Raw genomic sequence first — 22774 nt, forward strand, 5'->3', positions numbered from 1 at the left:
CTCCGTTCCTCTGAGAATTATCCAACTAAAACAGTGTATTTATTATTCAGACGTACGGTCTTTGGTTTCTTCAATTAGCCTAATAAAAGCCGCTTGAAACCGTTCATTGTCTTCTTTGGTTCTTTTCTTAACATGGGTGGTTCTTCCTCCCCCGCGCCGTACCTTTTGTCCGACGTGACGTTCAAAAAGGAGGCGTTCAATATTGTTGTCGGTATAAATAAGACCATTTTGATTAATGGCCCTGGCGCCTTTCCCCAGAACAAGCGCCGCTAGTCCGTAATCCTGCGTGACAACAATATCCTCCCTGTCCAACCGCTTCATCAGTGCAAAATCCACACTGTCCCGGTCCTGGTCCACGGTGATCACCGTACTGTAGTCGTCCTTCAGTTCATGGGAAGTATCGATGATCATGATGACCGGAAGTTCAAATTGTTTCGCGCAGCTCACAATGAGCTCCTTCACCGGACAGGCATCCGCGTCAACCAATATTTTCATGTCCTTGCAGGGCCTCCTTGATCTCGGTTAAAAATAAATCCCCGTATTTCTGCAGTTTCCTTTCGCCAACGCCATTTACCCGGATCAGCGCATTTCTGTCCTGCGGACAGTTTTTGGCCATTTCCCTGAGCGTGCTGTCCGGAAAAATCATGTACGGAGGTAATCCCTCCTGCTGGGCAATCTGTTTGCGCAAGGCCCGCAGTCTTTCAAATATTTGTTCAGCGGCGGTGAGCGATACTTCTTCCCGCTGCACCTGAATCTGATACACTTTTTCCTCACTCTTAAGCACAGCCGTCGCTTTCGGCGCAAGCTTCACTACCGGATACTGACCGCCTGCAACCATAAGATAACCTTCGGCTGCCAGGAAACTGATCCTGTCCTTAATCTCCTGCAGTGGTGTGTCCTTCATGATCCCATGGGTAGATAGTCTGTCCAGCCCAAACTGCAGAACTTTTTTGTTCTGGGAGCCTTTGAGTACCTCGGCTACCAACGCCGAACCAAAACGTTCCTTCATCCGGTAAACACAGGACAGGATTTTTTGGGCATCCAGAGTTACATCAACCTTTTTCCGGTCATCGTCACAGTTGCTGCAGTTCCGGCATTTATCCGGACTTTCTGTTTCTCCGAAATACTCCAGAATGGTCTGCCTTAAACATCTCGATGTATGGCAGTAATCGACCATGGCCTGCAGTTTTTTATACTCATTGGCCACACGCTGTTCCTGAAATATGGTTTCTTCAATCATCATTTTCTGAATCTGCACGTCCTGGGGACCAAAAAGCAAAAAACACTCTGCCGGCTCACCGTCACGGCCCGCCCTACCAGCTTCCTGATAATAGGATTCAATGTTTTTGGGCATGTTGTAATGGATCACAAACCGGACATTGGATTTATCGATTCCCATGCCGAAAGCGTTTGTTGCCACCATCACAGCAATCTCGTCATAGATAAACTTTTCCTGATTGCGCTTTCGTTCCTGATCGGGCAAACCGGCATGGTAACAGCCGACTGAGAATCCCTGTCCTTTCAGCAATTTATAGAGTCTGTCGACATCTTTGCGCGTTGCGGCATAGATAATTCCTGAATCATCGCGGTTATTTTTCAGACGATTCTGAACAAATATCTTCTTGTTTTCACCGCGAAGAACTGAAAACTTCAGGTTCGGCCTGTCAAATCCCGTGATAAAGCAATTGGGTTTCCTAAGGCCCAGCATGCGGATAATATCCTGCCTGACTTCCTCGGTGGCCGTAGCCGTAAAAGCCCCGACCAAAGGCCTTGCGGGCAGGGATTGAAGAAACTTGCTGATCCGCAAATAGCTCGGGCGAAAGTCATGGCCCCACTGGGAAACACAGTGCGCTTCGTCTACAGCCACAAAATGGATTGGCAGTCCCTTCAGCCTGGCAAGGAACTCTTCCGATTCCAGACGCTCCGGAGCTAGATAGACCAGTTTATACTCTCCCCGCTGCATCCTGTCAATGCGCGACCAGGTCTCTTTCGGAGAAATAGAGCTGTTGATAAACGTAGCCGGAATGCCGGTTTGGCCGAGACTGTCCACCTGATCTTTCATTAGAGAGATCAAAGGAGAAATAACCAGCGTAACCCCTTCAAACAAAACCGCCGGAATTTGGTACGCAATCGATTTGCCTGCCCCTGTAGGCATAATGGCTAACGTATCCTGCCTCTGAAGCAGGCTTTCAATGACTTGTTCCTGCCCTCCTCTGAATTCCCGATAACCGAAATACTTGAGCAGGGCTTCTTTTGCTTTCGCAATCATATCGAATATCTCCCATCCGTCGGGATTATAGAAAAATAACCATAGAGCAGAATCTATGGCTGATTTTATGTATTAGAGTTCGCCGGAAAAAAGTCATTTCCTTTATTAATTTCAGGATTTTTGTTACAATTCTTCATATCGTTGATATCGTTGCAGTAATTATTTTCTGGAGGTGCTTCTGTGAAGAAAAAACCAAAAACCAAATTCCCGCGTGCTTTCTTCAAGGTTAAAATGGGCACGCAAGTCATCCGACCCAAGAAAGGTGCCGGTGCTAAAGATCTGAACCCTTACAACCGCAAAGCTAAACACAAAAAAACCACTGCGTTCGAGCACTTCGATCCGGTGGTTTTTTTGTGGTATTCGTTTGGATGGATATCTTGAAAATTTGCCGTTTTTGAAGTTTACTACACTAGTATAGTAGATTTCAAAAACGGCAAATTTTCAATGTAGGTTGTCCCATTCTGAATATATAAATGAGCATCATCCCTTTTCTAAAGAAAAGGTTGTTTGGAACAAGACCAAAATTAGTTAATTCTGTTCTCCCCCCAAAATAAGTACACCTTTCGGATAATGATCATGCACCCAGACCAAACTATTTTTGTCTGTTATCTCCTGGATATGTTTCTTATAGGTATCATACCAGTCCTGATGATTTGTACTGAGATATTTGATATCCTCACTGCCGAGGATCTTTCGGCATAGGATCTCCATCAAGTTTCCCTTTAAGCCTGTCTGCCCGCCTTTTGCAAATTCGGAGAATAGGTAAGGCAGCGTTTTTTCATCCATGGCAATAATTGTTTCAACCTCTGCCGGATGCGCATTCAAATAATCATAGGGATTTGAGGAATCCATTGGTGATGTCATGATCTTCTCCAGACAATTTTTAACCTGATCCGCATTATTGGCTACTATATTCCCATCTGTATATCCATAACTGGCATAGATACTGTTCAAGCGGTCAATCAGTACCTTCAGCTTTCCGATATTGTCGGAATAAAGACGTACATCTCCTTGCATGATCTGCTCAATCCGGCTCCTTGACTTTGACCAGCTATACCCTTCCAATTGCCCAGTACTGTCGGCAAATCGAATGTTAATGATTTGGACGTTATCCACCAAAGCAAAGAGCAAAATGGCATTGCGATCAAACACATTTCCGATGATTCCGTCTTCTGCCGTAATCGCCGAAGCGTTATTAATCCGATAATTAATGGTTATGCCATATGGCTCAGCGGACGTCTGCAACTCGACTTTATCCCGGACAACCCCTTCTGGCAAAGGCATCGCGTCAATCAGCGCGATAACCTTGCTCGCATTGCCTACATACGGTGTTTTGTTGGCCAGTAATTTATCGACCGCGTAGCCTGAGTACGTTTTCTGCCCTGTAGCCGCCCCATTTATCGGGTTTGCTATGAATCCAATCATCAACGCCGCGATCACGATCATTATAGCCGTGCCAACCCAAAAACGAGGCTTTCTGTAATGGATCACATTTTTTATTCTCTCTTTAATATTGTTTTCACCGAAAGCTAAAGGGGTAGCCTGCCAGAAGTTGTTCTTCTGAACTGCCAACGCCAGCAGGGAATTGGCATAATCCGCTTTGATCCCTTGCCCCTTGTTTCTGATAACCGTTTCATCGCAGGACATTTCCATGTCCTTAACCATCAGCGTAAAGCAGAGCCACATCAACGGATTAAACCAATGGATGATCAGAACCAAAAATGCCGCCGGTTTGATCAGATAATCACTTCTCTGAATATGTACCGTTTCATGCGCCAGTACATAGGGTAATTCCCGGGACGAAATGCCTGCAGGCAAATAAATTCTCGGTCTCCTAAAGCCAAAAACAAACGGTGTGCTGATTTGATCTGTCTCATAAATATGCGATAAAGAAGCATCCAGCAGCGTAGCCGTTTTTATCTTTCCTGCAATTTTAAAATAGGAAAGAATATTCCAAATCAGCAGCACCATAACTCCGGCCATCCAGACCATACTGCCAAGCAACATCAGCATAGAAAGCGGACTTACACCCATTGCTGCGACCAGAGGCAGCGTACTGCCAACTGAGCTGTTTACTGTACCGTTTATTGCATAATTTATGTTCTCAAGGCCTGTCATCACCAGCGTCTCAGGCAAAGCATCAGGCTGCATGGCGGGTTTGACAACGTTTAGGAAACTAAAAACCGAGGTAAATGAACCAGGACAGGTCAGTCTGAAAAAAACCGCCAGCCACAACAGATAAGAAAAGACTTTCGGTGCCCTTTTCAGAAGCAGTCGAATCAGGATCACACCGAGAGCCACATAGGAAGCTGTCATGCTCATATCGACAACAGTGCTGAAAACTGTCATCAAGCTGTTCATTGTATCGCCTCCTCAATAATTCGTTTCAGTTCTTCAGCTTCCTTGGCTGTGAGCGTCTTCCGATCGAGGAATGCTGTTAAAAATTGCGGCAGAGAACCGTCAAAGTTTTTTTCGATCAAAGATTGGCTTTCATATTTCTGCACTTCTTCCTTTTTAACAAGTGAAGTGACCACTGCATCAGCATTGTTTAAAATGCCCCGTTCACATAGTTTTCGCAAAACCGTGTAAGTGGTTGACTTCTTCCAGCCCAGTCTTTCCAAAGAAAGCCGTGCAAGCTCAGTCGAATTCACCGGTTCTTTTTCCCAGACGATACTGACAAATCTATACTCCGCATCAAATAATTTATAGTTTTCCATGATACCCCCAAGGTTTATCTTAATAGACCTACTTGTAAGTCTATTCTAATAGACCTTATTTGTCAACAGAAAATCTGCGGTAAAAATTTTTTCGAGGGCAACCGATCAAAGCCTGATATATTTTGTTGCCACTGATTGCACAAACGCACTGTCATGCTCCACAAACAGCAGGGTTGGCCGGCATCTTACAATGAGGTCCTCAATCTGCATCCGGGACAGAACGTCAATATAGTTCAGCGGCTCATCCCAGATATACAGATGGGCCTGCTCGCAGAGACTTTTGGCCAGGAGCACCTTTTTCTTCTGCCCTGCGCTGAACATACGCATATCTTTTTCGAACTGAACGCCTGAGAAATCGAGCTTGTGCAGAATGGTCAGAAAACGGCTTTCCTCAATCTGGTACTGCTCCGCAAAACTGCGCAGACTGCCCTGCAAGTAAGCGGTATCCTGCGAAATATAGGAGATTCTTAGATTACTTCCAATATTGACCTTGCCGCTGGAGGCAAGATCTTCTCCAATCAGCAGCTTTAAAACACTGGATTTGCCGCTGCCATTCCTGCCACTTAAGGCCACCCGCTCTCCTCTCTCTACAGTAAAATGAACATTCTCGCAGACCTTCCTGTCCGCATAATAGATTGCCAGGTCACGTAATTCCACAAGTGTATTTTTCGGGTGTGAAAGAGGTCTCATACTCAGGCTGTCGGCCAGCTCGATATTTTTTAAAAGTTTTTCTTTCGTCTGGATGTTCTTTTGCTGCCGAGCTTCGATCACTTTGGATCGTTTCATCATTTTTGCCGCCTGGTGGCCGATATAGCCTTTATCCGGCTTGATGCCGGAGTTCAGCGTTCCCTTCTTGGTCTTCTCAATTTTATCCGACCAGCCGGCCGTCCGCCTGGCTGCTGCCGATAATTGTTTGATCTCTTTCTGCAGCCTGTCATTCTCTGCTGTTTCAAACGAATCCGTTCTCTCTTTATTGACCCACCACGTTGAAAAATTGCCTTTTTGAAGTTCAATATTGGTTTTATTGATGGTCAGGATATGGTCGATACAACGGTCCAGAAAAAACCTGTCATGCGAAACCAGGATAAAGCCGGTTTTCCTGTTCAGATATTTCCCGACAACGCGCCTGCCCTCTATGTCCAGATGATTGGTCGGTTCATCGATCAAAAGAAAGTTGTGGGGTTTAATAAACAGTGCCGCAAGCAAAACCTTGGTCTGCTCCCCTTGGCTTAAGGCTGCAAAAGGCAGCTCCAGGACATCCTCTGCAACTTCGAGCAATGACAATTCTTTCTGAAGTTCCCAATGTTCAAAAGCAGGGCAGATACTTGCCACTACCTCAATGACATTTTGACTGGGATCGGTAACCTGAAAAGGAAAATAATCAAAAGACACGGGGGATTCAATTGTTCCACGGTACTCGTATTTCCCGCACAGCAGCTGCAAAAAGGTTGTTTTACCGCGCCCGTTCCGGCCAGTGAACCCAAGTTTCCAGTCCGTATCGATCTGAAAAGATACATTTTCAAAAATATTGTCATAACTGCCGTCATAGCAAAACGTTAAATGGTCGATGTTAATCAACGCCATCGCGATCACCTCACAGTGTAAAAATAATAAGGCTGCAAGAAAGTTTATTCTTGCAGCTTCAAAATATCCTTGAACACAGTTGATGTGCAGAAAAAATGTTAACATGATGCACATTCCAAAACGCTGTCGGTCCAATGTGATCTTTGATTACTTTAAAAGATTGTAACTTTCTTGCTCCGTGGGCTTACTGCTCCTTGCCATCCTTGGCACCGCGGCATGAGCCCATCCGTGGGCGTCACAAGGCCAGCAGCACTTGCTGCTTACTCCGTAACGCTCTTTTCACTTCACATTTAGCAAGAAAGTTTGCGCATCTTCCCATCTCCGATCAAATTTATCTATTAACAAAAATTCCAAATCAACCTATTAATACATTACTTAACCTTAGTATTATATCAGATAACCCTATCATTCGATACTAGGCTAGAAAACCCTGCAGAATCATATCTTCAGCCTCTTTTTCCGTGAGACCAAGCGTCATCAGCTTGATCAGCTGATCGTTTGCAATCCTGCCGATCGCCGCCTCATGGATCAGCTGAGCATCCGAATGGAAGGCCGAAATTTCCGGAATAGAAGAAACTTTCGCTTGATCCATAATAATGGAATCACATTGAATATGTCCGCGGCATTGGGCATAGCCGCGCATATTCAAATGAAAAACTTGAGTGGAATTATCCTGCGCCACGGAACGGGAAATGATCTGGGCGGCAGCATCTTCTCCTATCAGCTCAACTGTAATATCGGATTCGGCATTCTGGCTGGTGGTAGTCAGCAGTCTTTCCATGACAATCAGACGCGCGTTCTTGTGCAGGCGCACTTCCGTATCCCTTTTGGTCTGGTCGACACCTCTGATCTGAACCATTTCCAGCTCAGCCACACCGCCCTCTTCGACTTCAATAATCGTCTTCGGATTCAAAATCCTTTCCCCGCTGCCATCGCCTTCACCGTAGTGTTTTTCCACATACTTCATCTTGGCGCCCTTACGGACAAAAAATTCGTGAACGCCATCATGCTGGGCTTTCTTGCTTCCCGGGTTATGAATCCCGCAGCCGGCCACAATCAGAACGTCCGAGTCGACGCCGATTTCAAATGTATTGTAAACGAGGTCATCCATCCCTTCAGACAGAATAACCGGAATATGCACGCTTTCTCCTTTGGTTCCGGGTTTCACAATGATATCAATGCCAGGCTTGTCCTGCTTGGTGATAATATCAATATTTGCAGTCGTATTTCGTCCTGCTTTCTCGCCATTTTTACGGATATTATAGGCTCCATGAGGTATTTCATGCAAATCAGCGACTTCAGCCAGAATTTTTTTATCGATCGCATTCAACATTGGGCTTTTCCTCCTACAATGGTACAGTTATTTCTGCATTCGCAGTTGGAATCCAGCAGCTCAATTTCACCCAGAATTTTAGCCTTGGTGGTCACTTCGCTGATTTTTCCGTCGGACACTAAAACAACCTGGTCGGCCAGACGGAGAATCCTCTCCTGGTGAGAGATAATCACAATCGTCGTGTCATACTTTTTATTTAAATTTTGGAACGTCTCGGTCAGCTTCTGGAAGCTCCACAGGTCAATCCCTGCTTCCGGTTCATCAAAGACAGCCACTTTCAGGTTGCGCGCTAAAATACTGGCAATTTCAACTCTCTTTAATTCCCCGCCCGAAAAGCTCGCATTGATTTCCCTGTCCAAATAATCCTGCGCGCATAAACCCACATCATAAAGCAAATCACAGGAATTCACCTCTTTATCCGGACCGGCAGCCAGCTTTAAAATATCGCGGACTTTCATTCCTTTAAAACGGGGCGGTGACTGAAACGCATAGCCGATACCCAGCCGTGCTCTTTCCGTAATTCCCATCTGGGTAATATCCGTTCCGTCCAATAATATTTTCCCTGCCGTAGGCTGGTAAATACCCATAATCACTTTGGCGATTGAGGATTTTCCTCCTCCGTTCGGACCTGTCATGACGTAAATCTTTTTCTTATCCAGGGTGAGACTGACGTTCTCAAGGATTTCCACATCTGTTCCCTGGTCATCGTCTAACGTCAGGCCGACATTTATCAATTCCAACATCTCAATACCACCTTTTAAGCATTTTCCGATTTAAAAATTTTTGCAACATCTTCCATCATTATCTCTTGATAGATATTTCTTCGGATATTATAGCATCCCAAATTAAATAAAGGAAATCCCAGTATCCTTTAAGTGCTTAATGACTTATTAACGTCAAAAATCAAATAAAATCATGAAGGGCAAATGCTTTCTTTAACGGTTATAAAGCACAAGTGTAAAAAAACCGACTTTTCCCATTCCTGCGTTATACGTCATCTTCTGGTCCATGGACATCCGGACGACATCGATTCCGCTGCCTTCCATCGAATATTGCTTTTTATCCGGGAAGCGGCAGGGCTCTTCCTCAAGGGCCGAGCATTTCTCACACAATGTGCAAGGACCTGCGCCCATGATCAGAACATCATCCGCAGTGAATTCTTTCCGCAGCGCTTTGTTCAGATTATCCAGAATCTCAATCGACTCCTTCATTTCTTTTCTGGAACGGATTGAGATAATTTTGCAGAGAATGAAAGCCTGACCGTATTTCTGGACCCTGGCTTTTCTTTCCTCCTCCGTCCCTGCTCCGGGCGGACAGGCATGGTTCTTTCCAAAATTTCCGCAGGTATTTCTGGCGCACTGATCGAATACATCCTGTGAAAAAACAATGTTATCAACTTTGATTTCTCTGTATTCGTCAAATCCCAATTTTGTGAAGATTTCGATCAACCGCTCTCTTAGATCCATTTTCTTTGGCCCCTTTTTTCTTCATTTCTGGCACGCAGGAAGCTTGGAACCCTACATATGGAATACATTCGGATTCGAATCCGAATTTTAGCGTTTATAGATACCAATAGATTAATAATGTTATACGGTTATCTGCCAATATCATTTAGCTAAATTATCTAAAAAAAGAAAGTATTTAATCACATTACTTTCTTCTCTAGTACTGATATCCTGTTTTTGACTTTTGTTATGTCCTCATCAAAAAATTTGACTATGCTTGATATATCTTTTTTAATGGTTTTTTGTTCTGTTTTAATTTCTTTGATATCTGTTTTTAACTCTTTAATATCTGCTTTCATTTCTGTTAAAAAACTTTTTAATTCTTCATCCATAACCTACACCCCTTTGTACTAAGTATAAAATGAATCACGTTTAGTGTAAATAAAAATAATGATTTGGCGATCTGGAATACGAAATTTATATATAAAAAGAGAGCGGAAATAGCTCTCTTAGTTTGTTCTAATTCATTGTTTTGACTGGATTTCCGACTAGGAAATAGACTAGGTTTAAATCCCAAAAAATGGCTTGTATCAATGCTCTCAAAAAAATTTGTCTTATTTAGAATAATTATTTTTGGTGGGTTTGATAGGATTCGAACCTACGACCCCCGCGATGTGAACACGGTGCTCTAACCGGCTGAGCTACAAACCCACAATGGCATGCACATGGTTTATTATAGCGCTATTATCTGGGAAATGCTACCCTAAAAGCTCTAAAAAAGCAACAATCATTCCTTTTTGCCGGCCTAGGCCGCAATGGTTGCTCCCATCTTTCCCCGACCCATTCGATCAGTCTGCTCAGAGACTTGCTCGATCTATATCAGAGCAAAGGACTGATTAGAAACTTGTAGATATACTCAATCGGCGGCCCTATTACGATATTGATCACATTTGTAATAATCAGAATCAGTAAGATAAACGTACTCATCTGATAAATCTGGCTGTACAGACTGCTGTCTTTCAAACCGAGCAAACCAAAGACAACATGGGAACCGTCGAGCGGCGGGATTGGCAGAAGGTTAAAAACAAACAAGACGACATTCATCCAGACTGCATTAACAAAGATCGTTTGCAGAATATTTAAAGTATTGTTATCGAGGACGCCTTCCGGAATATAACCGGCGGCCCATATCAGGATCACGAAACATACCGCAAGCAACAAGTTCATCACCGGTCCGGCCAGGGATACAAGGATATCATCTCTTTTTTTGTTTTTAAAATTACGGGGGTCAACTTGAACAGGCTTCGCCCAGCCAAAATGAGCGATAACCAACATCAGAAATCCAATAATATCGAGATGAACCAACGGGTTAAGCGACGTCCTGCCCTGCAGTCTGGGCGTATCATCACCAAACCAAACTGCGGTCTGGGCGTGGGCAAATTCATGAAAGGTAAGACCAATAATGATTCCGGGCAACATATAAAGGGTTTGAACAATATCAAAATTCATGCTTTACTTCCTTTCGGGTAACATACTTTGTTCTCTTAACTTTTGAGAGGCCGCCACATCAAGGGGATAAAATCCTATAATCCTAATAATACATAATTCCGACCGATTTGACAAAGGGATACTTATGCAAGAAACCTCCCTGCAATCGGAAGGTTTCTTATTTTCTGATGATCGAACCGGCCTTATACTAGGTATCCTGTACTATTGTAATTCTCTCTCATCTGTCCATTGTCACAAAAAATTCTCATAACGGATTTGTCATGCTGTCTTGTGGCAGTTTTTACGTATAGTTTTATTTGTCTATCTCTTTATCTTTCTGATCTTGATAAGGGTCAAGATGGATATTCACGCGGGTATTTTTCAACTTGTCACTCATGTCCTTTTTCAGGGTTCCGATAATATCATGCGCTTCCTTGACGGTAACGTTGTGATCAATCGTAATATGAAAATCGATGTGTTTCATATTTCCTGATTTTCTTGTTTTAAGCTTGTGATAATCTCTGAATTGATGACTGTGCTCAGAAATGATCTTTTCGATCTCAGCTTCTTCTTCATCAGAGAGCTTCGAGTCGAGAAGAAAGTTAAAGGCTGTTTTGCATAAGTGAAACGCTTCTTTGATGATCAGCAACGCCACGATAACCGCGACAACGGAGTCCAGTACAGCAAGTCCGGTAAGTTTAATCAGCAGGATTCCAACGCCGACGCCTAACGACGTATAAACATCGGTTTTCAGGTGAAGTGCATCTGCTTCCAGGGCCATCGATTCCTCTTCTTTGCCCACCTGATATAATTTTTTTGATACAACCAGATTGACAAGCGCCGATACCAGCATCACTCCGATGGCAACAGCTGCCTGTTCAATCTCAGAAGGCTCAAATATTTTCTTAATAGCTTCAATAATAATCAGTGCCGCTGCAACAAAAATTAGAAGGCCTTCGACAAGGCCCGAAATATTTTCGATCTTTCCATGTCCGTAGGGATGATCCTTATCCGCCGGCTTCGTTGACTGTCTCACCGAGAAAAAGGCGACAATCGATGCGGCAAGGTCCATGCTTGAGTGGATCGCCTCGGAAATTATACTGACGGAACCACTCAAAATGCCCGCTATGATCTTAAATATGATCAGCGCAGTATTCGAAATAATGGATAACAATGCAAACTTGACTCTTCTGTCAGCCACAGCTTTTCTTCCTCCCAAAATCACCAAAAATATCAATTTCTTAAAATTCAACCTAGTACCTTGTCGACTCTGAAATGATCATATAATGGCGAGCAGATTTCTTAAAAGACAAGGCAAATGATTGAGAAACCCCTTCTTATATAAAAAAACTGCGGAACTATAGTTGTTGGAAATATAGTCCCACAGGGTTTGTCTCCTGCTGCCGTATACCGGCCCAGCCTTATACACCCAAATCAAATGTTAAGTGTATCGGCCTGATCGATGCGCAATATTTTTTGATAAATCAAAAACTAGTATATTTGAAAACAACCTCTACTGTCAATATCGTTTTGCCTAAAACTTGAGTAGCTCTACCTTAAATTTAGGATAGCTCCCTGCGTTTAAATACCATTGCAATCAAGCACACCAATCCTGCTGCCGCCCCGGCCCAGCCGGCCACTTGGAACAGCTGAACGTAGCCGGATGCAGTCCCGGCAATATCGAGTATCCCCTTCAGCAAACTGCCTACGGTTAATACCGCAATGCCGGAATTATAGATATTGTAAAACAAACGATAGTTTCTGCGATCGCTGATCCGGGGAACGATCAGCCCCAGAGTAAAATAGAACAATGCGCCGCCCAGAAGCGGATACAGAAACATCAGGGTCATTGCCGCCGAACGAACCCCATGACCGAACTGTGCATAGATATTATTGACAGCAATAGATACCGCTGTGAGTATCAGATAGACAATCACTGTTTTACGGATCTGCCGTGATCCTTCCCTACTATTCATTACCGATATAGACAATGTCGCTCACCTCTCTCTGCTGAGAACTCCTGCCATCGGTCGGATGATTGACGATTTCTCCGTTAAAGTACATGGTCGAAGAGCCTCCTCCATCCAAATTATACGCAACCGTACATCCTCTCTCGGCAAACTCCTGCGCAAGCTCCAGCAAAGAAAGTCCTGCGCTCTCTTCCGTCCGGCCGTCAGAGACAATTACGATATAATGCAGACCGGAGACCTGACCGATCGCGGTCCTCGGATTGCTATTTTTGGACTGGGATACCTCACTGGTACTGTCCACCACAATTTTCCCATTTTCGATCAGGGCCGGTCCAAATGAAAGCACCTGCCAGGTATTTGTCAGGGAATCAGCACAAACCGCATTTTCATTAATAATTGAGAAGTTCCCGACGTCGTCAATCACCAAGGCTTCATCTTTTCCGGCCTCCCGGGCCGTATCCCTGTACAAGACGCCATTGCGTAAAACATAACCGTTATTTCTGAATCCATAGTAGTCGCCATTGATCGCGAAAACTGCCTGATGTTCTTCGGCCATATCCGAGGTTGTTTCCTTGAGATTGCGCCCAAAGCTGTTTTCAGCCAACGCCGTTTTCAGGTAAGACGCATCGCTGAGCTGGATATCGGCGACATAAATGGTTGTGTCATACGCCTGCACCGCATCAATTGTTATTTTGATATTTTTATCCTGATAAGAATGATCGGTAACCGCAGCTTTAGTCTCCGACCCGGACTCGGTCGGATCCTCTGCTGCACTTTGCTGCTCAGAGGCTGTATTTTGTTGTTCGGCAGCTTCGGCAGCCTCACGCTGCTTGACTTCAGTCACGTTCTTTGGAATTACAAAGGTGTCCAGCAGAACAAAAACAAAAGAAAATGTCAGTAAAAAAGCTAAGACGGCCGCCCAACGGTAGGGTTTGGCTAAGAATTTTTTCATGTTGCCAATGAACACTCCTGTCTTCTGTCATCAATTTCTGTTTTATATTAAATGACCCATGTGACAGTTTGATGAATGATTGATGAGCATTCATTGAATATTATGTTCTTTTCCAGCGCTTAAACCCTTTGACAACCTCATACCAGCCGACAGATACGACGGCCAAAGCAGTGGCCAGGCTAAGCTGTTTCCAGGACAACGGCGCGAGCTTCAATAAGTGATTCAGCGGTGTATAGATAATAAGAAACAATCCTGCTATGGTACCAATATTTACTGTCCACATGACCTTATCTCTGATCAGTTTCGCAAAAGACCGAAAAGCAGAATCCGTATTGGAGCTGTTCACCTGAACCAGCACTAGATTTGCCAGCAAAATAATCGCAAGCGCCATGGTCCTGGCCAGAGAAGCCTGATCAGGATGGTTATTTAAAATCGTGAAATAGGCGCCGAATGATGCCCCAAAGATCACGAGACCCTGTATGACACTTTTGGTTAGTATTTTCGCAGTGAGCAGCTTTTCGCCGGGACTGCGCGGAGGCTGATTCATGATATCCCGTTCGGCCGGCTGCCGCTCCAGCACAATTGAACAGGTGGGGTCAATAACAACTTCAAGCAGTACCACGTGCAGCGGCAACAGCAAAAGACTCGCCGGACTGATTCCCAGGAAGGGTGCAAGTAAAGAGGCAAATGCGATCGGGATATGAATCGTGAAAACATAGCCCACGGCTTTTCTGATGTTATCATAGATTCTTCGGCCATCCTTAATGGTATCAACAATGGTTGAAAAGTTGTCATCCAGCAGGACCAAATCGGCAGCCTCACGAGAAACCTCAGAACCGCGCTTGCCCATCGCAATCCCAATATCGGCATATTTCAAGGCTGGCGCATCATTGACGCCGTCTCCGGTCATCGCGACAATCTCGCCGTTATCTTTAAAAGCTTTGACGATTCTCATTTTATGTTCCGGAATTACCCTGGAAAAGATACTGACATCCTTGACTTTCTCACGCAGTTCTTCCTCGCTCATTTGATTCAGCTCATCGCCGGTGATAATCTTATCGCAGTTCGGCATGTTGATCTGCCTGGCAATCGTGCTTGCGGTAATCCCGTTATCTCCGGTGATCATAACGACCCGGACCCCGGCTTTGTTGCAGATTTGAATATCCTGCTTAACAGATTCCCGCGGCGGGTCGGCAAGACCCACCATGCCACAAAGCTGCAGCCGGCATTCCGGCAGGGTGTCCGGGACTTCCTCTTTACCGGCCAGTACCATTTGGCCAACGGCAATCACCCGCAGACCCTGCTGCGACATTTCTCTGATTTTGTGCTCGGCAACTTTTCTCTCCTGATCCGTCAGACTGCATACGTCCAGAATACGTTCAGGCGAGCCTTTGGCTGCAACCACAAGCTCATTTTCATTTTGCCAGACGTGTCCCATCATCTTGGTCTGGTCCGTGAACGCATATTCTTTGATCAGCTCTCCGCCAAAAAGGAGCTCTCTGCCTATCCCTTGCACTTCACAGTAAGCAATCATAGCCTTCTCCATCGGGTCATAGGCATCCGGCTCGCAGCCCATGCCCATAATCCGGATCAACCCTTCGCCATCGTCGTTCAGACTCCAGGTATCCCGGACTGTCATTTGGTTCATGGTAATGGTACCTGTTTTATCGACGCAAAGAACGGATACAGCCCCAAGCGTTTCTACGGACGACAATCTTCTGACCAGTGACTGCTTTTTAGCCAGCCGCCAGGCACCCATCGATAGAAACACGGTCAAAATAACAGGAAACTCCTCCGGGATCATGGCCATGGCCAGGGTGATCCCAGACAAAATGCTTTCAATGACCCGTTCACTGCCAACATGGTCCGGCAGATTGAAATAGGTCACGACTCCAACCAGTGCGAATAAGACTGCGGCAATTCCTGCGCACAGCTTGACCAGTTTTCCGGTTTGTTTTTCCAGCGGGGTCGGACGGTCAGGCGCGGCGGCTATTTCCTGCCCGATTTTTCCGTATTCGGTAGCCGGGCCGATTTGATCGACCCTGATCGCTCCGGTGCCCTGGGTAACCAGCGTCCCGGCATAGCAATAGTCCCGTCGCCAGTATTCTTTGCTGTCGAGGGACGATTCCCCATCGGCAGCCTTATCTCCATAGACAGCTTTCCAGACACCTGCCGATTCGCCGGTCAGCGAGGATTCATCGACACATAGTGTACTCGCTTTTAAAACCGTGCCATCCGCCGGCACTTTGACGCCTTCAGCAATAAACATGATATCGCCGGGCACCAGGTCCGAACTGTTGATGATTTGTGTCATTCCATCGCGCAGCACGGAAATCTTCGGCGTGGATAAATCCTTCAAAGCCCTAAGTGTTTGATCGGTTTTCCATTCCTGGATGACTTCTATGCTGATAATCCCGACAACAAAAACAAGCATGATGGCGCCGTCCCGAGGTTCTCCGAGGATAAAATAGATCACAGCCGCAATGAGCAGCAGCAAAAACATTGGTTCACTGATCACCTGCAGGATCTTGTGCAGAAAGCTTTCTTTTTTTTCAGGTACCAGCTCATTCTTCCCGAACTTTTCCTGAAGCTGTTTGGCTTCGAAACTTGAAAGTCCCTGCAGTTCCCTGATTTGTTGTTCTGTCATACAGATGCCTCCATTATTGTCTTGAAGGATATAAAAATACCTGTAGAACATTTTACTGTCCCACAGGTATCGTATATCATCACCTGCTGCCCATCGGGCCCAGCCCCATGAACTTGTTTCCAAGTTCATCGCCTGCTCAGTTTGTACTGTAGATTGATATGCAGTGCAAAGAGATAGTTGAATTTTACCATATTGTTTTTTTTAAAGCAATATTTTATGCAAATTTTATTTAGAAGATTTGATTTAGACATTTTAAGGCATCCGCTTTTTTTAATGAATAATTAATTGAATTTTAGTGGACATTTAATAAATATCGTATACGATTGAAAGGGACCAATTTTTTAGTATTACGCAAAGGATATATGGATGACAACACCTAAGACAAATAAACAGAAAGATATTTTCCATATCGGCTTTGAAATCGGTTTGCTGATGAAAGGTGTTGACGGTCTACTAGAAATAATCGGCAGTATCTTGCTGCTGTTTCTGACGCCGGACCGGTACAACTGGCTGATAAGCCTCTTGACGCAGCATGAATTATCTGAAGACCCGCAAGACTTGTTTGCTAATTACCTGATTAATTCCAGCCCTAGCTTTTCCTTCGGCATGCAGCATTTTGTGGTATTCTACCTGCTGTCACACGGGATCATTAAATGCATTTTGGTACTTCTGTTATGGCGCCAAAAACTTTGGGCTTACCCTTTGGCCATTTTTTCCTTAATCTTGTTTATCGTTTACCAGCTTTACCGCTATACGTTCACACATTCCGCATTTCTGATTCTGCTTACGATCTTCGATGTGCTCATGATTTTCCTGACTTACAAAGAATCGAAACAAGTAAGATCTAAGGCTATGTGATTCTGTCTGATCGGTCATTTAGCTTCATTTTTGTAAATGGTACGGTATGGTAGCCACGCACACATTTCTCCGATATAACAAATGTGTACGGATTAGTAAGCTCGACTGGTTATGCAGAATATGGTGCCATCCTTTTTTCGGAATAAATTCCGGGATCAGAACCATGATCTGATAATTCTGATCGGTTGCTTTGTGTTCGATCATATCGATAAATTTGGTCAGCGGGTGGATAATACTCCGGTGTAGAGAATTCAACGTTACTAAACGGACGTCGGGATTCCATTTCTCCCACTTTTCCTCGAGCTTTTTCTCTTCTTCCTTATCAAAGCAAACACTTACCGCAATGATCTGGTTTGCCGACAGCGATTTCGCATAGTTTAATGCATTTTCCACCACGCGCGTGATGCTTGCGACAGGAATAATGATAATGTTTCCTTTAATCGGTACTGTTGGCTCAGCCGCCGATACCCGAAGCTGCTCTGCGACGTCCATATAATGCTTATGGATTCTGTGGAAAAGCAGAATAATCAACGGCAGGAAGATTAAAATCGGCCAAATCTGCGTGAACTTGGTTAACAGGAACATCATGACAACGACGAAGCTGATCAGCGCCCCGAGCGAATTAATAATTAGCTTTGGCATCCAGCCTTTCGGCTTTTCGCGGAACCATTTCACGATCATTCCGGTCTGGGCCAGGGTGAACGGAATAAACACACCAATCGCATAAAGCGGAATCAGGCGCTCTGTTCGTCCTTTAAAAGCCACAATTAAAACGATCGATAAAAAGCCAAGGATAAGGATTCCATTGGAGAATCCAAGACGGTCTCCGCGGATCGTGAACATCCTTGGAATAAATTTGTCTTTGGCAAGATTCACAGCCAGCAAAGGGAAAGCCGAGTATCCGGTATTTGCGGCCAGAATCAAAATCAACGCGGTTGTCCCCTGAATAAAGTAATAGATAAAATTACGTCCGAATATTCCCTCAGCCATTTGGGAAATAACCGTTTCCTGTGGGTTCGGAGCTATTCCATTATAAAAGGCCAGGAACACAATCCCAAAAAACAATATCGCTAGCAAACTACCCATCGCCATTAATGTCTTGGCCGCATTATTCGGAGCGGGCTCTTTAAAATTAGGGATCGCGTTAGAAATAGCTTCAACGCCAGTTAAAGCCGAACAGCCGGAGGCAAAGGCCTTGAGCAGAATAAACAAGCTTATCCCTGCGACAGGTGTGCCGACAGCCGCATGCAGTTCGACCGGCACCTGACCGGTAAAGACATTGTACAGACCGGCACCAATTAAAATAAACAGGGCCGCCACAAACAAATAGACAGGATAGGCCAGGATAGAAGCGGATTCTCTTATCCCACGCAGATTAAGGACCGTAATTAAGAGAACAAAAAACACAGCGATCGCTACTGTATGGGCATGCAAGGCAGGGAAAGCTGAGGTAAGCGCATCGGTTCCTGCAGACACACTAACCGCTACAGTCAGAATGTAGTCGACCAGCAGGGAGCCTCCGGCGATTAAGCCTGAATTCATGCCGAGGTTGTTCTTCGATACGACATATGCTCCGCCGCCTTGCGGATAAGCAAAAATGATTTGCCGGTACGACAGGATTAAAGCGATTAAGAGAACCAAAACGCCGATCGCGATCGGAACAGAATACCAGAATGCTGCCGCTCCGACCGTAAAGAGAACGATCAGGATTTGTTCCGGGCCGTACGCTACCGAGGATAAAGCGTCGGAAGAAAGAATCGCAAGGGCTTTCTTCTTGTTCAGCTTCTGTTCGCCGAGCTCCGTTGATTTTAAGGGACGCCCGATTAAGAAGCGTTTAAGGGCTGATGCCATGAAATGTTTCACCATCCAATTAAAATAGTTGTGTTCCTTGCCATCCATGGCCGTTGGCAGCCTTCGCTGCACTTAGATATATTATGAAGTACTTATACTTCATGATATACCAAAAAAGGTTAATTTCGTTCGCACACCTATTTATAACACCGATGGCATAAAGAAAGAATTCAGATATATGCCCTTCATATAAAGAATGTATAAAGATTACGCTAAATAAAAAAGCCCGTTTGTACGGGCTAAATCTCCTCAACCATCCGGTATCCTACCCCAACCTCGGTTAGAATATACCTGGGTTCTGCAGGGTTGATTTCCAGCTTTCTGCGGATATTGGCCATATTGACCCTGAGCGCTTGGATCTCATTGGTGTAAGGTCCCCATATTTCCTTCATGATGAAATCGTGGGTCAGTACTTTCCCTGTGTTTTTGGAAAGCAGCACGATGATCTTGTATTCAATCGGTGTAAGGTGGATTTCTTTACCGGCCATGGCTACAAGTCTTTTCTGATAGTTTATCTCGAGATCGCCGACTGTCATCTTCTCTGATTCGGGGAAACTGACACTGACGTTCTTTTGACTATGACGGATCCCGGTTCTTATCCTGGCCAGCAGCTCGGAAGTACCAAACGGTTTGGTCAGATAATCGTCCGCACCAAGATCCAGGGCTTCGACTTTTTCCCGCTCCTGTCCGCGGGCCGACACAACGATGATTGGAATTCCGCTCCACTGCCTGATTGTACGCAGCACTTCCACGCCGTCCATATCCGGCAAACCGAGATCGAGCAGAATCAAATCGGGCGAATAGGATGCCGCCATTGAGACAGCTTCTTTCCCCCGGGCTGTCCGGATAATCTGATAATCATTGGAAGTCAGGATCGCCGAAATAAAGTTGCAGATTTTTTCATCATCTTCGACAATCAGGAGCAAAGATTTGTTACTCATAAATGTTCTCCTCCTCCAGAGGCAGTGTGAACCGGAATACGGCACCGCCCTGCTCTTTGTTGGCAGCCTCCATTTTTCCATTGTGAGCCTTGATAATTGACATGCATATTGACAGACCGATTCCCATTCCGCGGGCTGAATCCGAGCTGCGTTTGCCGCAGGGCACATAACTTTCAAATAAATACGGGAAATCCTCTTCGGCAACTCCTGGTCCGTTGTCACTAACCTCAAAGACAGCCTGAGCTCCGGCTTTTGTCACCCGCACCGCGGTCACGGCGTCATCCGGCGAATGCTTGACCGCATTTTCGAACAGATTAATCAAAACCTGCTCAATCAGCTTTCCATCCATCGGCACCAGCAAAAGGTCTTCAGGCACCTGCACCGCTATTTTACGGTCCGGGTATCGATGACGGGTTCTGCTGATCGCTTCAGCCACGATCTCCTCAGCGGCCTCAAATGTTTTGGCGACATTCATGGTTCCTTCCTTGATCCGGGTCACGGACAATAAGTTTTCGACCATGCGTATCAGCCATTGCGAATCTTCTTTGATGTTCGAGACCAGTTGGATATGCGTCTCTTTATCCAGATGATCACCATTTTCAAGGATTGCTGAGCTCGCCCCGAGAATGCCGGTCAGCGGGGTCCTCAGATCGTGTGAAATTGCGCGCAGCAGATTGCTTCGCATTTTTTCTTTTTCTGATTCGATTAATATTTGCCGTTGTTCATCAGACAGGTACTGCCGTTCCAAAGCCATGGCGACTTGGGAAATAATCATTTTTAGCAGCAGACGGTTATTACGGCTTAATCTGCCTTTGAGACATGAAATTCCAACCACGCCAAGCACATCGCCTTGGGAAATGATCGGCATATAATAAGCGCCTGCTTCTATATGTGTATCTGTTCCTGCGCCGGCCTGTTTTTGATTGGTAAATACCCATTGAGCAACCTTGCTTTCGCGCTCCGACAGCAGAAATGAAGCATCAGGTTCTGCGGGGGATTGCGTCAGGATACCTGATGAACCATGATGACTTGATGAACGATGCAGGTTTGCAGACCCATACTGATCCCGGGTGTAAAAAACCGCCGAGCATTTAAAAAGCTTCACAATATATTCGTTCGTCAGCGTAACAATATGTTGAAGTCCTCTGGTCGTTAAAAGCCTTTTATTAATCTCATACAATAACTCGGTACGCCCTTCTCTTTCCGCGGCAAGCCGTGCCTGGGTCTGAATGCGGACAGTCGTCGTACTTGTGATCAAAGCCACAACCAGCATAATCACAAAGGTGACCGGATAGCCTGTTTGGATGGCATAAAACGTGAAAAGCGGCGAAACAAAAAAGAAGTTAAAAACAAGTACACTTAAGACCGAGGCAGTAATGCCGTATACATACCCCATGGTGAGTCTGGAAATAAAAAACACAGACAAGATGTAGACCATGATAATGTTTTGATTGCCAAATTCCAGCGCCCGAAGGCCAAAGGAAAGCAGGGTCGCCCCAGTCAGACCCCCTATCGTTTTCCAGATATCCGGCCAAGATAAGAACAGGTCCTTACTGATCCGCTTCCTTCGCGGTTCGCGATAGGATCTTCGAGGCCCGCTGCTTGGGATGATATGAATTTCAATATTTGGCAACAGCCCGATGAGCTTGTCCTCAAGTGCCGGATCAAATAATGTTTTCAGCGTCCTTTTATTTCTGCTTTTGCCAATGACAATATTCGTAATGCCGATAAGCCTGGCGTATTCCGCGATGATGGAAGCCAGACCATGTCCGTTCAGCGTCACAATCTTTGCGCCTAAGAGCTCGGCCAGATCCAGATTCTCCTGGACGTTTTTCTTTTCTTCTTCCGTAAAATATCTGCTTTCCATATCTTCGATATACAAAGCAGTCCATGGGGCATGAAAGGCCTCTGCCGATCTGGCCGTCCAGCGGATGCATTTAGCGGCCGACGGAGAAGAACTGATACAGACTAATAGCTTAATACCGGCTGTTTTTGCGGATAAGAGCTGTTCATTTTGATTCTCATTGACGATCCGATCCGTAACCTTGCGCATAGCGGTCTCCCGCAGGAGGCGCAGGCTTTCAAGACTTAAGGGACATTTCTTTTCCGCATAGCGTTTCATCAGTTCGTCCGGCTCAATATCGATCAGCTCGACTTTATCGGCGCTGTCAAACATATAGTCCGGAATCGTGTCCTGCTCATTAACCTTCGTGATATCCTGCACAAGATCTCTCAGGCTTTCAATGTGCTGCACATTGACTGTGGTGTAGACGTTAATTCCGGCATTCAGCAGCTCTTCAATATCCTGGTAGCGTTTTTTGTTCCGCATGCCATCTGCATTATTATGGGCCAGCACATCAACCAGCAGGAGCTCAGGTTTTCTTTGCAAAGCGGCGTCCAGATCAAATTCTTTGCGGTATCGGTTTTTGTGGTTAACAGTCTTCGGCGGCAAAGCCGGCAGTCCATCCAGCAGCTGAATGGTTTCAGAACCTGTATGCGGCTCCAGATAACCTACGACAACATCTACCCGGCTTTTCAGCTGGCTGCGGGCATCATCAAGCATCGCATAGGTTTTCCCTACACCCGGGGCATAGCCAAAGAAGATTTTTAGTTTTCCGGTTTTCTTTGCAGCCCTGGCGCGAATATCCTGCACGCCGCCACCACCCTGACTCTTCATTCGTTTAACTCTTCATTGTTTAGCTATTATAGCGCTCTATAG

19 protein-coding genes, 1 tRNA gene and 1 riboswitch are annotated in these 22774 nt (G+C 45.3%); of the genes, 2 read left to right on the forward strand and 18 right to left on the reverse strand.

What is annotated here, in order from left to right; translation table 11 throughout:
* Positions 1–42: 42 nt before the first annotated feature.
* Complete coding sequence (locus tag AAH944_RS10230) at positions 43–495, reverse strand: YaiI/YqxD family protein (RefSeq protein WP_415534821.1); 453 nt, start codon at positions 493–495, stop codon at positions 43–45.
* Positions 479–2269, reverse strand: coding sequence for a DNA helicase RecQ (gene recQ / locus AAH944_RS10235; RefSeq protein ID WP_415534822.1), 1791 nt, complete (start codon positions 2267–2269; stop codon positions 479–481). Before recQ ends, AAH944_RS10230 begins: the two co-directional genes overlap by 17 nt.
* Before the next feature lie 180 nt (positions 2270–2449).
* Here recQ and AAH944_RS10240 point away from each other — a divergent pair, with 180 nt between their 5' ends.
* On the forward strand, positions 2450–2650 hold the full coding sequence (locus tag AAH944_RS10240; protein WP_415534823.1) for a hypothetical protein: 201 nt from the start codon (positions 2450–2452) through the stop codon (positions 2648–2650).
* 147 nt (positions 2651–2797) lie between these two features.
* Here the strand turns inward: AAH944_RS10240 and AAH944_RS10245 are convergent, their stop codons facing one another.
* From AAH944_RS10245 to AAH944_RS10305, 13 genes are all read right to left on the reverse strand, one after another.
* On the reverse strand, positions 2798–4630 hold the full coding sequence (locus tag AAH944_RS10245; RefSeq protein WP_415534824.1) for a M56 family metallopeptidase: 1833 nt from the start codon (positions 4628–4630) through the stop codon (positions 2798–2800).
* Positions 4627–4986, reverse strand: a complete 360-nt coding sequence (locus AAH944_RS10250) for a BlaI/MecI/CopY family transcriptional regulator (protein ID WP_415534825.1) — start codon at positions 4984–4986, stop codon at positions 4627–4629. Before AAH944_RS10250 ends, AAH944_RS10245 begins: the two co-directional genes overlap by 4 nt.
* A gap of 105 nt (positions 4987–5091) precedes the next feature.
* Positions 5092–6570, reverse strand: a complete 1479-nt coding sequence (gene abc-f / locus AAH944_RS10255; protein ID WP_415537849.1) for a ribosomal protection-like ABC-F family protein — start codon at positions 6568–6570, stop codon at positions 5092–5094.
* A gap of 415 nt (positions 6571–6985) precedes the next feature.
* Entirely contained in the window at positions 6986–7903 is a 918-nt protein-coding gene (locus tag AAH944_RS10260) for a SufB/SufD family protein (protein ID WP_415534826.1), read from the reverse strand.
* On the reverse strand, positions 7897–8646 hold the full coding sequence (locus AAH944_RS10265) for an ABC transporter ATP-binding protein (protein ID WP_415534827.1): 750 nt from the start codon (positions 8644–8646) through the stop codon (positions 7897–7899). The genes AAH944_RS10260 and AAH944_RS10265 overlap by 7 nt, the downstream gene beginning before the upstream one ends.
* A 192-nt stretch (positions 8647–8838) precedes the next feature.
* Positions 8839–9369, reverse strand: a complete 531-nt coding sequence (locus AAH944_RS10270; RefSeq protein WP_415534828.1) for a DUF2284 domain-containing protein — start codon at positions 9367–9369, stop codon at positions 8839–8841.
* Positions 9370–9548: 179 nt separating this feature from the next.
* Positions 9549–9740 (reverse strand): hypothetical protein, encoded by a 192-nt coding sequence (locus AAH944_RS10275; RefSeq protein ID WP_415534829.1) that lies wholly within the window; start codon positions 9738–9740, stop codon positions 9549–9551.
* A 242-nt stretch (positions 9741–9982) separates the two neighbouring features.
* Positions 9983–10059, reverse strand: a tRNA-Val gene (locus AAH944_RS10280).
* Between the two features lie 168 nt (positions 10060–10227).
* Positions 10228–10857, reverse strand: a complete 630-nt coding sequence (locus AAH944_RS10285; RefSeq protein ID WP_415534830.1) for a site-2 protease family protein — start codon at positions 10855–10857, stop codon at positions 10228–10230.
* Between the two features lie 292 nt (positions 10858–11149).
* A complete protein-coding gene (locus tag AAH944_RS10290; RefSeq protein ID WP_415534831.1) occupies positions 11150–12037 on the reverse strand; it encodes a cation diffusion facilitator family transporter in 888 nt (295 codons plus the stop codon).
* A 361-nt stretch (positions 12038–12398) separates the two neighbouring features.
* Positions 12399–12827 (reverse strand): hypothetical protein, encoded by a 429-nt coding sequence (locus tag AAH944_RS10295; protein ID WP_415534832.1) that lies wholly within the window; start codon positions 12825–12827, stop codon positions 12399–12401.
* Entirely contained in the window at positions 12805–13758 is a 954-nt protein-coding gene (locus tag AAH944_RS10300) for a phosphodiester glycosidase family protein (protein WP_415534833.1), read from the reverse strand. The genes AAH944_RS10295 and AAH944_RS10300 overlap by 23 nt, the downstream gene beginning before the upstream one ends.
* Before the next feature lie 100 nt (positions 13759–13858).
* Entirely contained in the window at positions 13859–16405 is a 2547-nt protein-coding gene (locus AAH944_RS10305) for a cation-translocating P-type ATPase (RefSeq protein WP_415534834.1), read from the reverse strand.
* 53 nt (positions 16406–16458) lie between these two features.
* Positions 16459–16555: riboswitch (NiCo riboswitch) on the reverse strand.
* Between the two features lie 216 nt (positions 16556–16771).
* Between AAH944_RS10305 and AAH944_RS10310 the strand changes: the two genes are divergently transcribed.
* Complete coding sequence (locus tag AAH944_RS10310) at positions 16772–17263, forward strand: DUF2127 domain-containing protein (protein ID WP_415534835.1); 492 nt, start codon at positions 16772–16774, stop codon at positions 17261–17263.
* 24 nt (positions 17264–17287) lie between these two features.
* Here AAH944_RS10310 and AAH944_RS10315 read toward each other — a convergent pair whose 3' ends face one another.
* The 3 genes from AAH944_RS10315 to AAH944_RS10325 all read right to left on the reverse strand — a co-directional run bounded on the left by AAH944_RS10315 (position 17288) and on the right by AAH944_RS10325 (position 22732).
* Positions 17288–19114: an APC family permease gene (locus AAH944_RS10315; protein ID WP_415537851.1), complete on the reverse strand. Its 1827-nt coding sequence runs from the start codon at positions 19112–19114 to the stop codon at positions 17288–17290.
* Between the two features lie 239 nt (positions 19115–19353).
* The gene (locus AAH944_RS10320) at positions 19354–20055 is read right to left on the reverse strand and encodes a response regulator (RefSeq protein ID WP_415534836.1); all 702 of its coding nucleotides are present in this window, start codon (positions 20053–20055) and stop codon (positions 19354–19356) included.
* On the reverse strand, positions 20048–22732 hold the full coding sequence (locus tag AAH944_RS10325) for a DUF4118 domain-containing protein (protein WP_415534837.1): 2685 nt from the start codon (positions 22730–22732) through the stop codon (positions 20048–20050). The genes AAH944_RS10320 and AAH944_RS10325 overlap by 8 nt, the downstream gene beginning before the upstream one ends.
* Positions 22733–22774: the final 42 nt, after the last annotated feature.

It is taken from the genome of Dehalobacter sp. CP, assembly GCF_047652685.1.
In the GTDB taxonomy this organism is placed as follows: Bacteria; Bacillota; Desulfitobacteriia; order Desulfitobacteriales; family Syntrophobotulaceae; genus Dehalobacter.

Excerpts from the sequence above, each read along its gene's own strand:
- AAH944_RS10230 (WP_415534821.1), bottom strand. The coding sequence starts at position 495 with ATGAAAATATTGGTTGACGCGGATGCCTGTCCGGTGAAGGAGCTCATT.
- recQ (WP_415534822.1), bottom strand. The coding sequence starts at position 2,269 with ATGATTGCGAAAGCAAAAGAAGCCCTGCTCAAGTATTTCGGTTATCGG.
- AAH944_RS10245 (WP_415534824.1), bottom strand. The coding sequence starts at position 4,630 with ATGAACAGCTTGATGACAGTTTTCAGCACTGTTGTCGATATGAGCATG.
- AAH944_RS10250 (WP_415534825.1), bottom strand. The coding sequence starts at position 4,986 with ATGGAAAACTATAAATTATTTGATGCGGAGTATAGATTTGTCAGTATC.
- abc-f (WP_415537849.1), bottom strand. The coding sequence starts at position 6,570 with ATGGCGTTGATTAACATCGACCATTTAACGTTTTGCTATGACGGCAGT.
- AAH944_RS10260 (WP_415534826.1), bottom strand. The coding sequence starts at position 7,903 with ATGTTGAATGCGATCGATAAAAAAATTCTGGCTGAAGTCGCTGATTTG.
- AAH944_RS10265 (WP_415534827.1), bottom strand. The coding sequence starts at position 8,646 with ATGTTGGAATTGATAAATGTCGGCCTGACGTTAGACGATGACCAGGGA.
- AAH944_RS10270 (WP_415534828.1), bottom strand. The coding sequence starts at position 9,369 with ATGGATCTAAGAGAGCGGTTGATCGAAATCTTCACAAAATTGGGATTT.
- AAH944_RS10275 (WP_415534829.1), bottom strand. The coding sequence starts at position 9,740 with ATGGATGAAGAATTAAAAAGTTTTTTAACAGAAATGAAAGCAGATATT.
- AAH944_RS10285 (WP_415534830.1), bottom strand. The coding sequence starts at position 10,857 with ATGAATTTTGATATTGTTCAAACCCTTTATATGTTGCCCGGAATCATT.
- AAH944_RS10300 (WP_415534833.1), bottom strand. The coding sequence starts at position 13,758 with ATGAAAAAATTCTTAGCCAAACCCTACCGTTGGGCGGCCGTCTTAGCT.
- AAH944_RS10305 (WP_415534834.1), bottom strand. The coding sequence starts at position 16,405 with ATGACAGAACAACAAATCAGGGAACTGCAGGGACTTTCAAGTTTCGAA.
- AAH944_RS10310 (WP_415534835.1), top strand. The coding sequence starts at position 16,772 with ATGACAACACCTAAGACAAATAAACAGAAAGATATTTTCCATATCGGC.
- AAH944_RS10315 (WP_415537851.1), bottom strand. The coding sequence starts at position 19,114 with ATGGCATCAGCCCTTAAACGCTTCTTAATCGGGCGTCCCTTAAAATCA.
- AAH944_RS10320 (WP_415534836.1), bottom strand. The coding sequence starts at position 20,055 with ATGAGTAACAAATCTTTGCTCCTGATTGTCGAAGATGATGAAAAAATC.
- AAH944_RS10325 (WP_415534837.1), bottom strand. The coding sequence starts at position 22,732 with ATGAAGAGTCAGGGTGGTGGCGGCGTGCAGGATATTCGCGCCAGGGCT.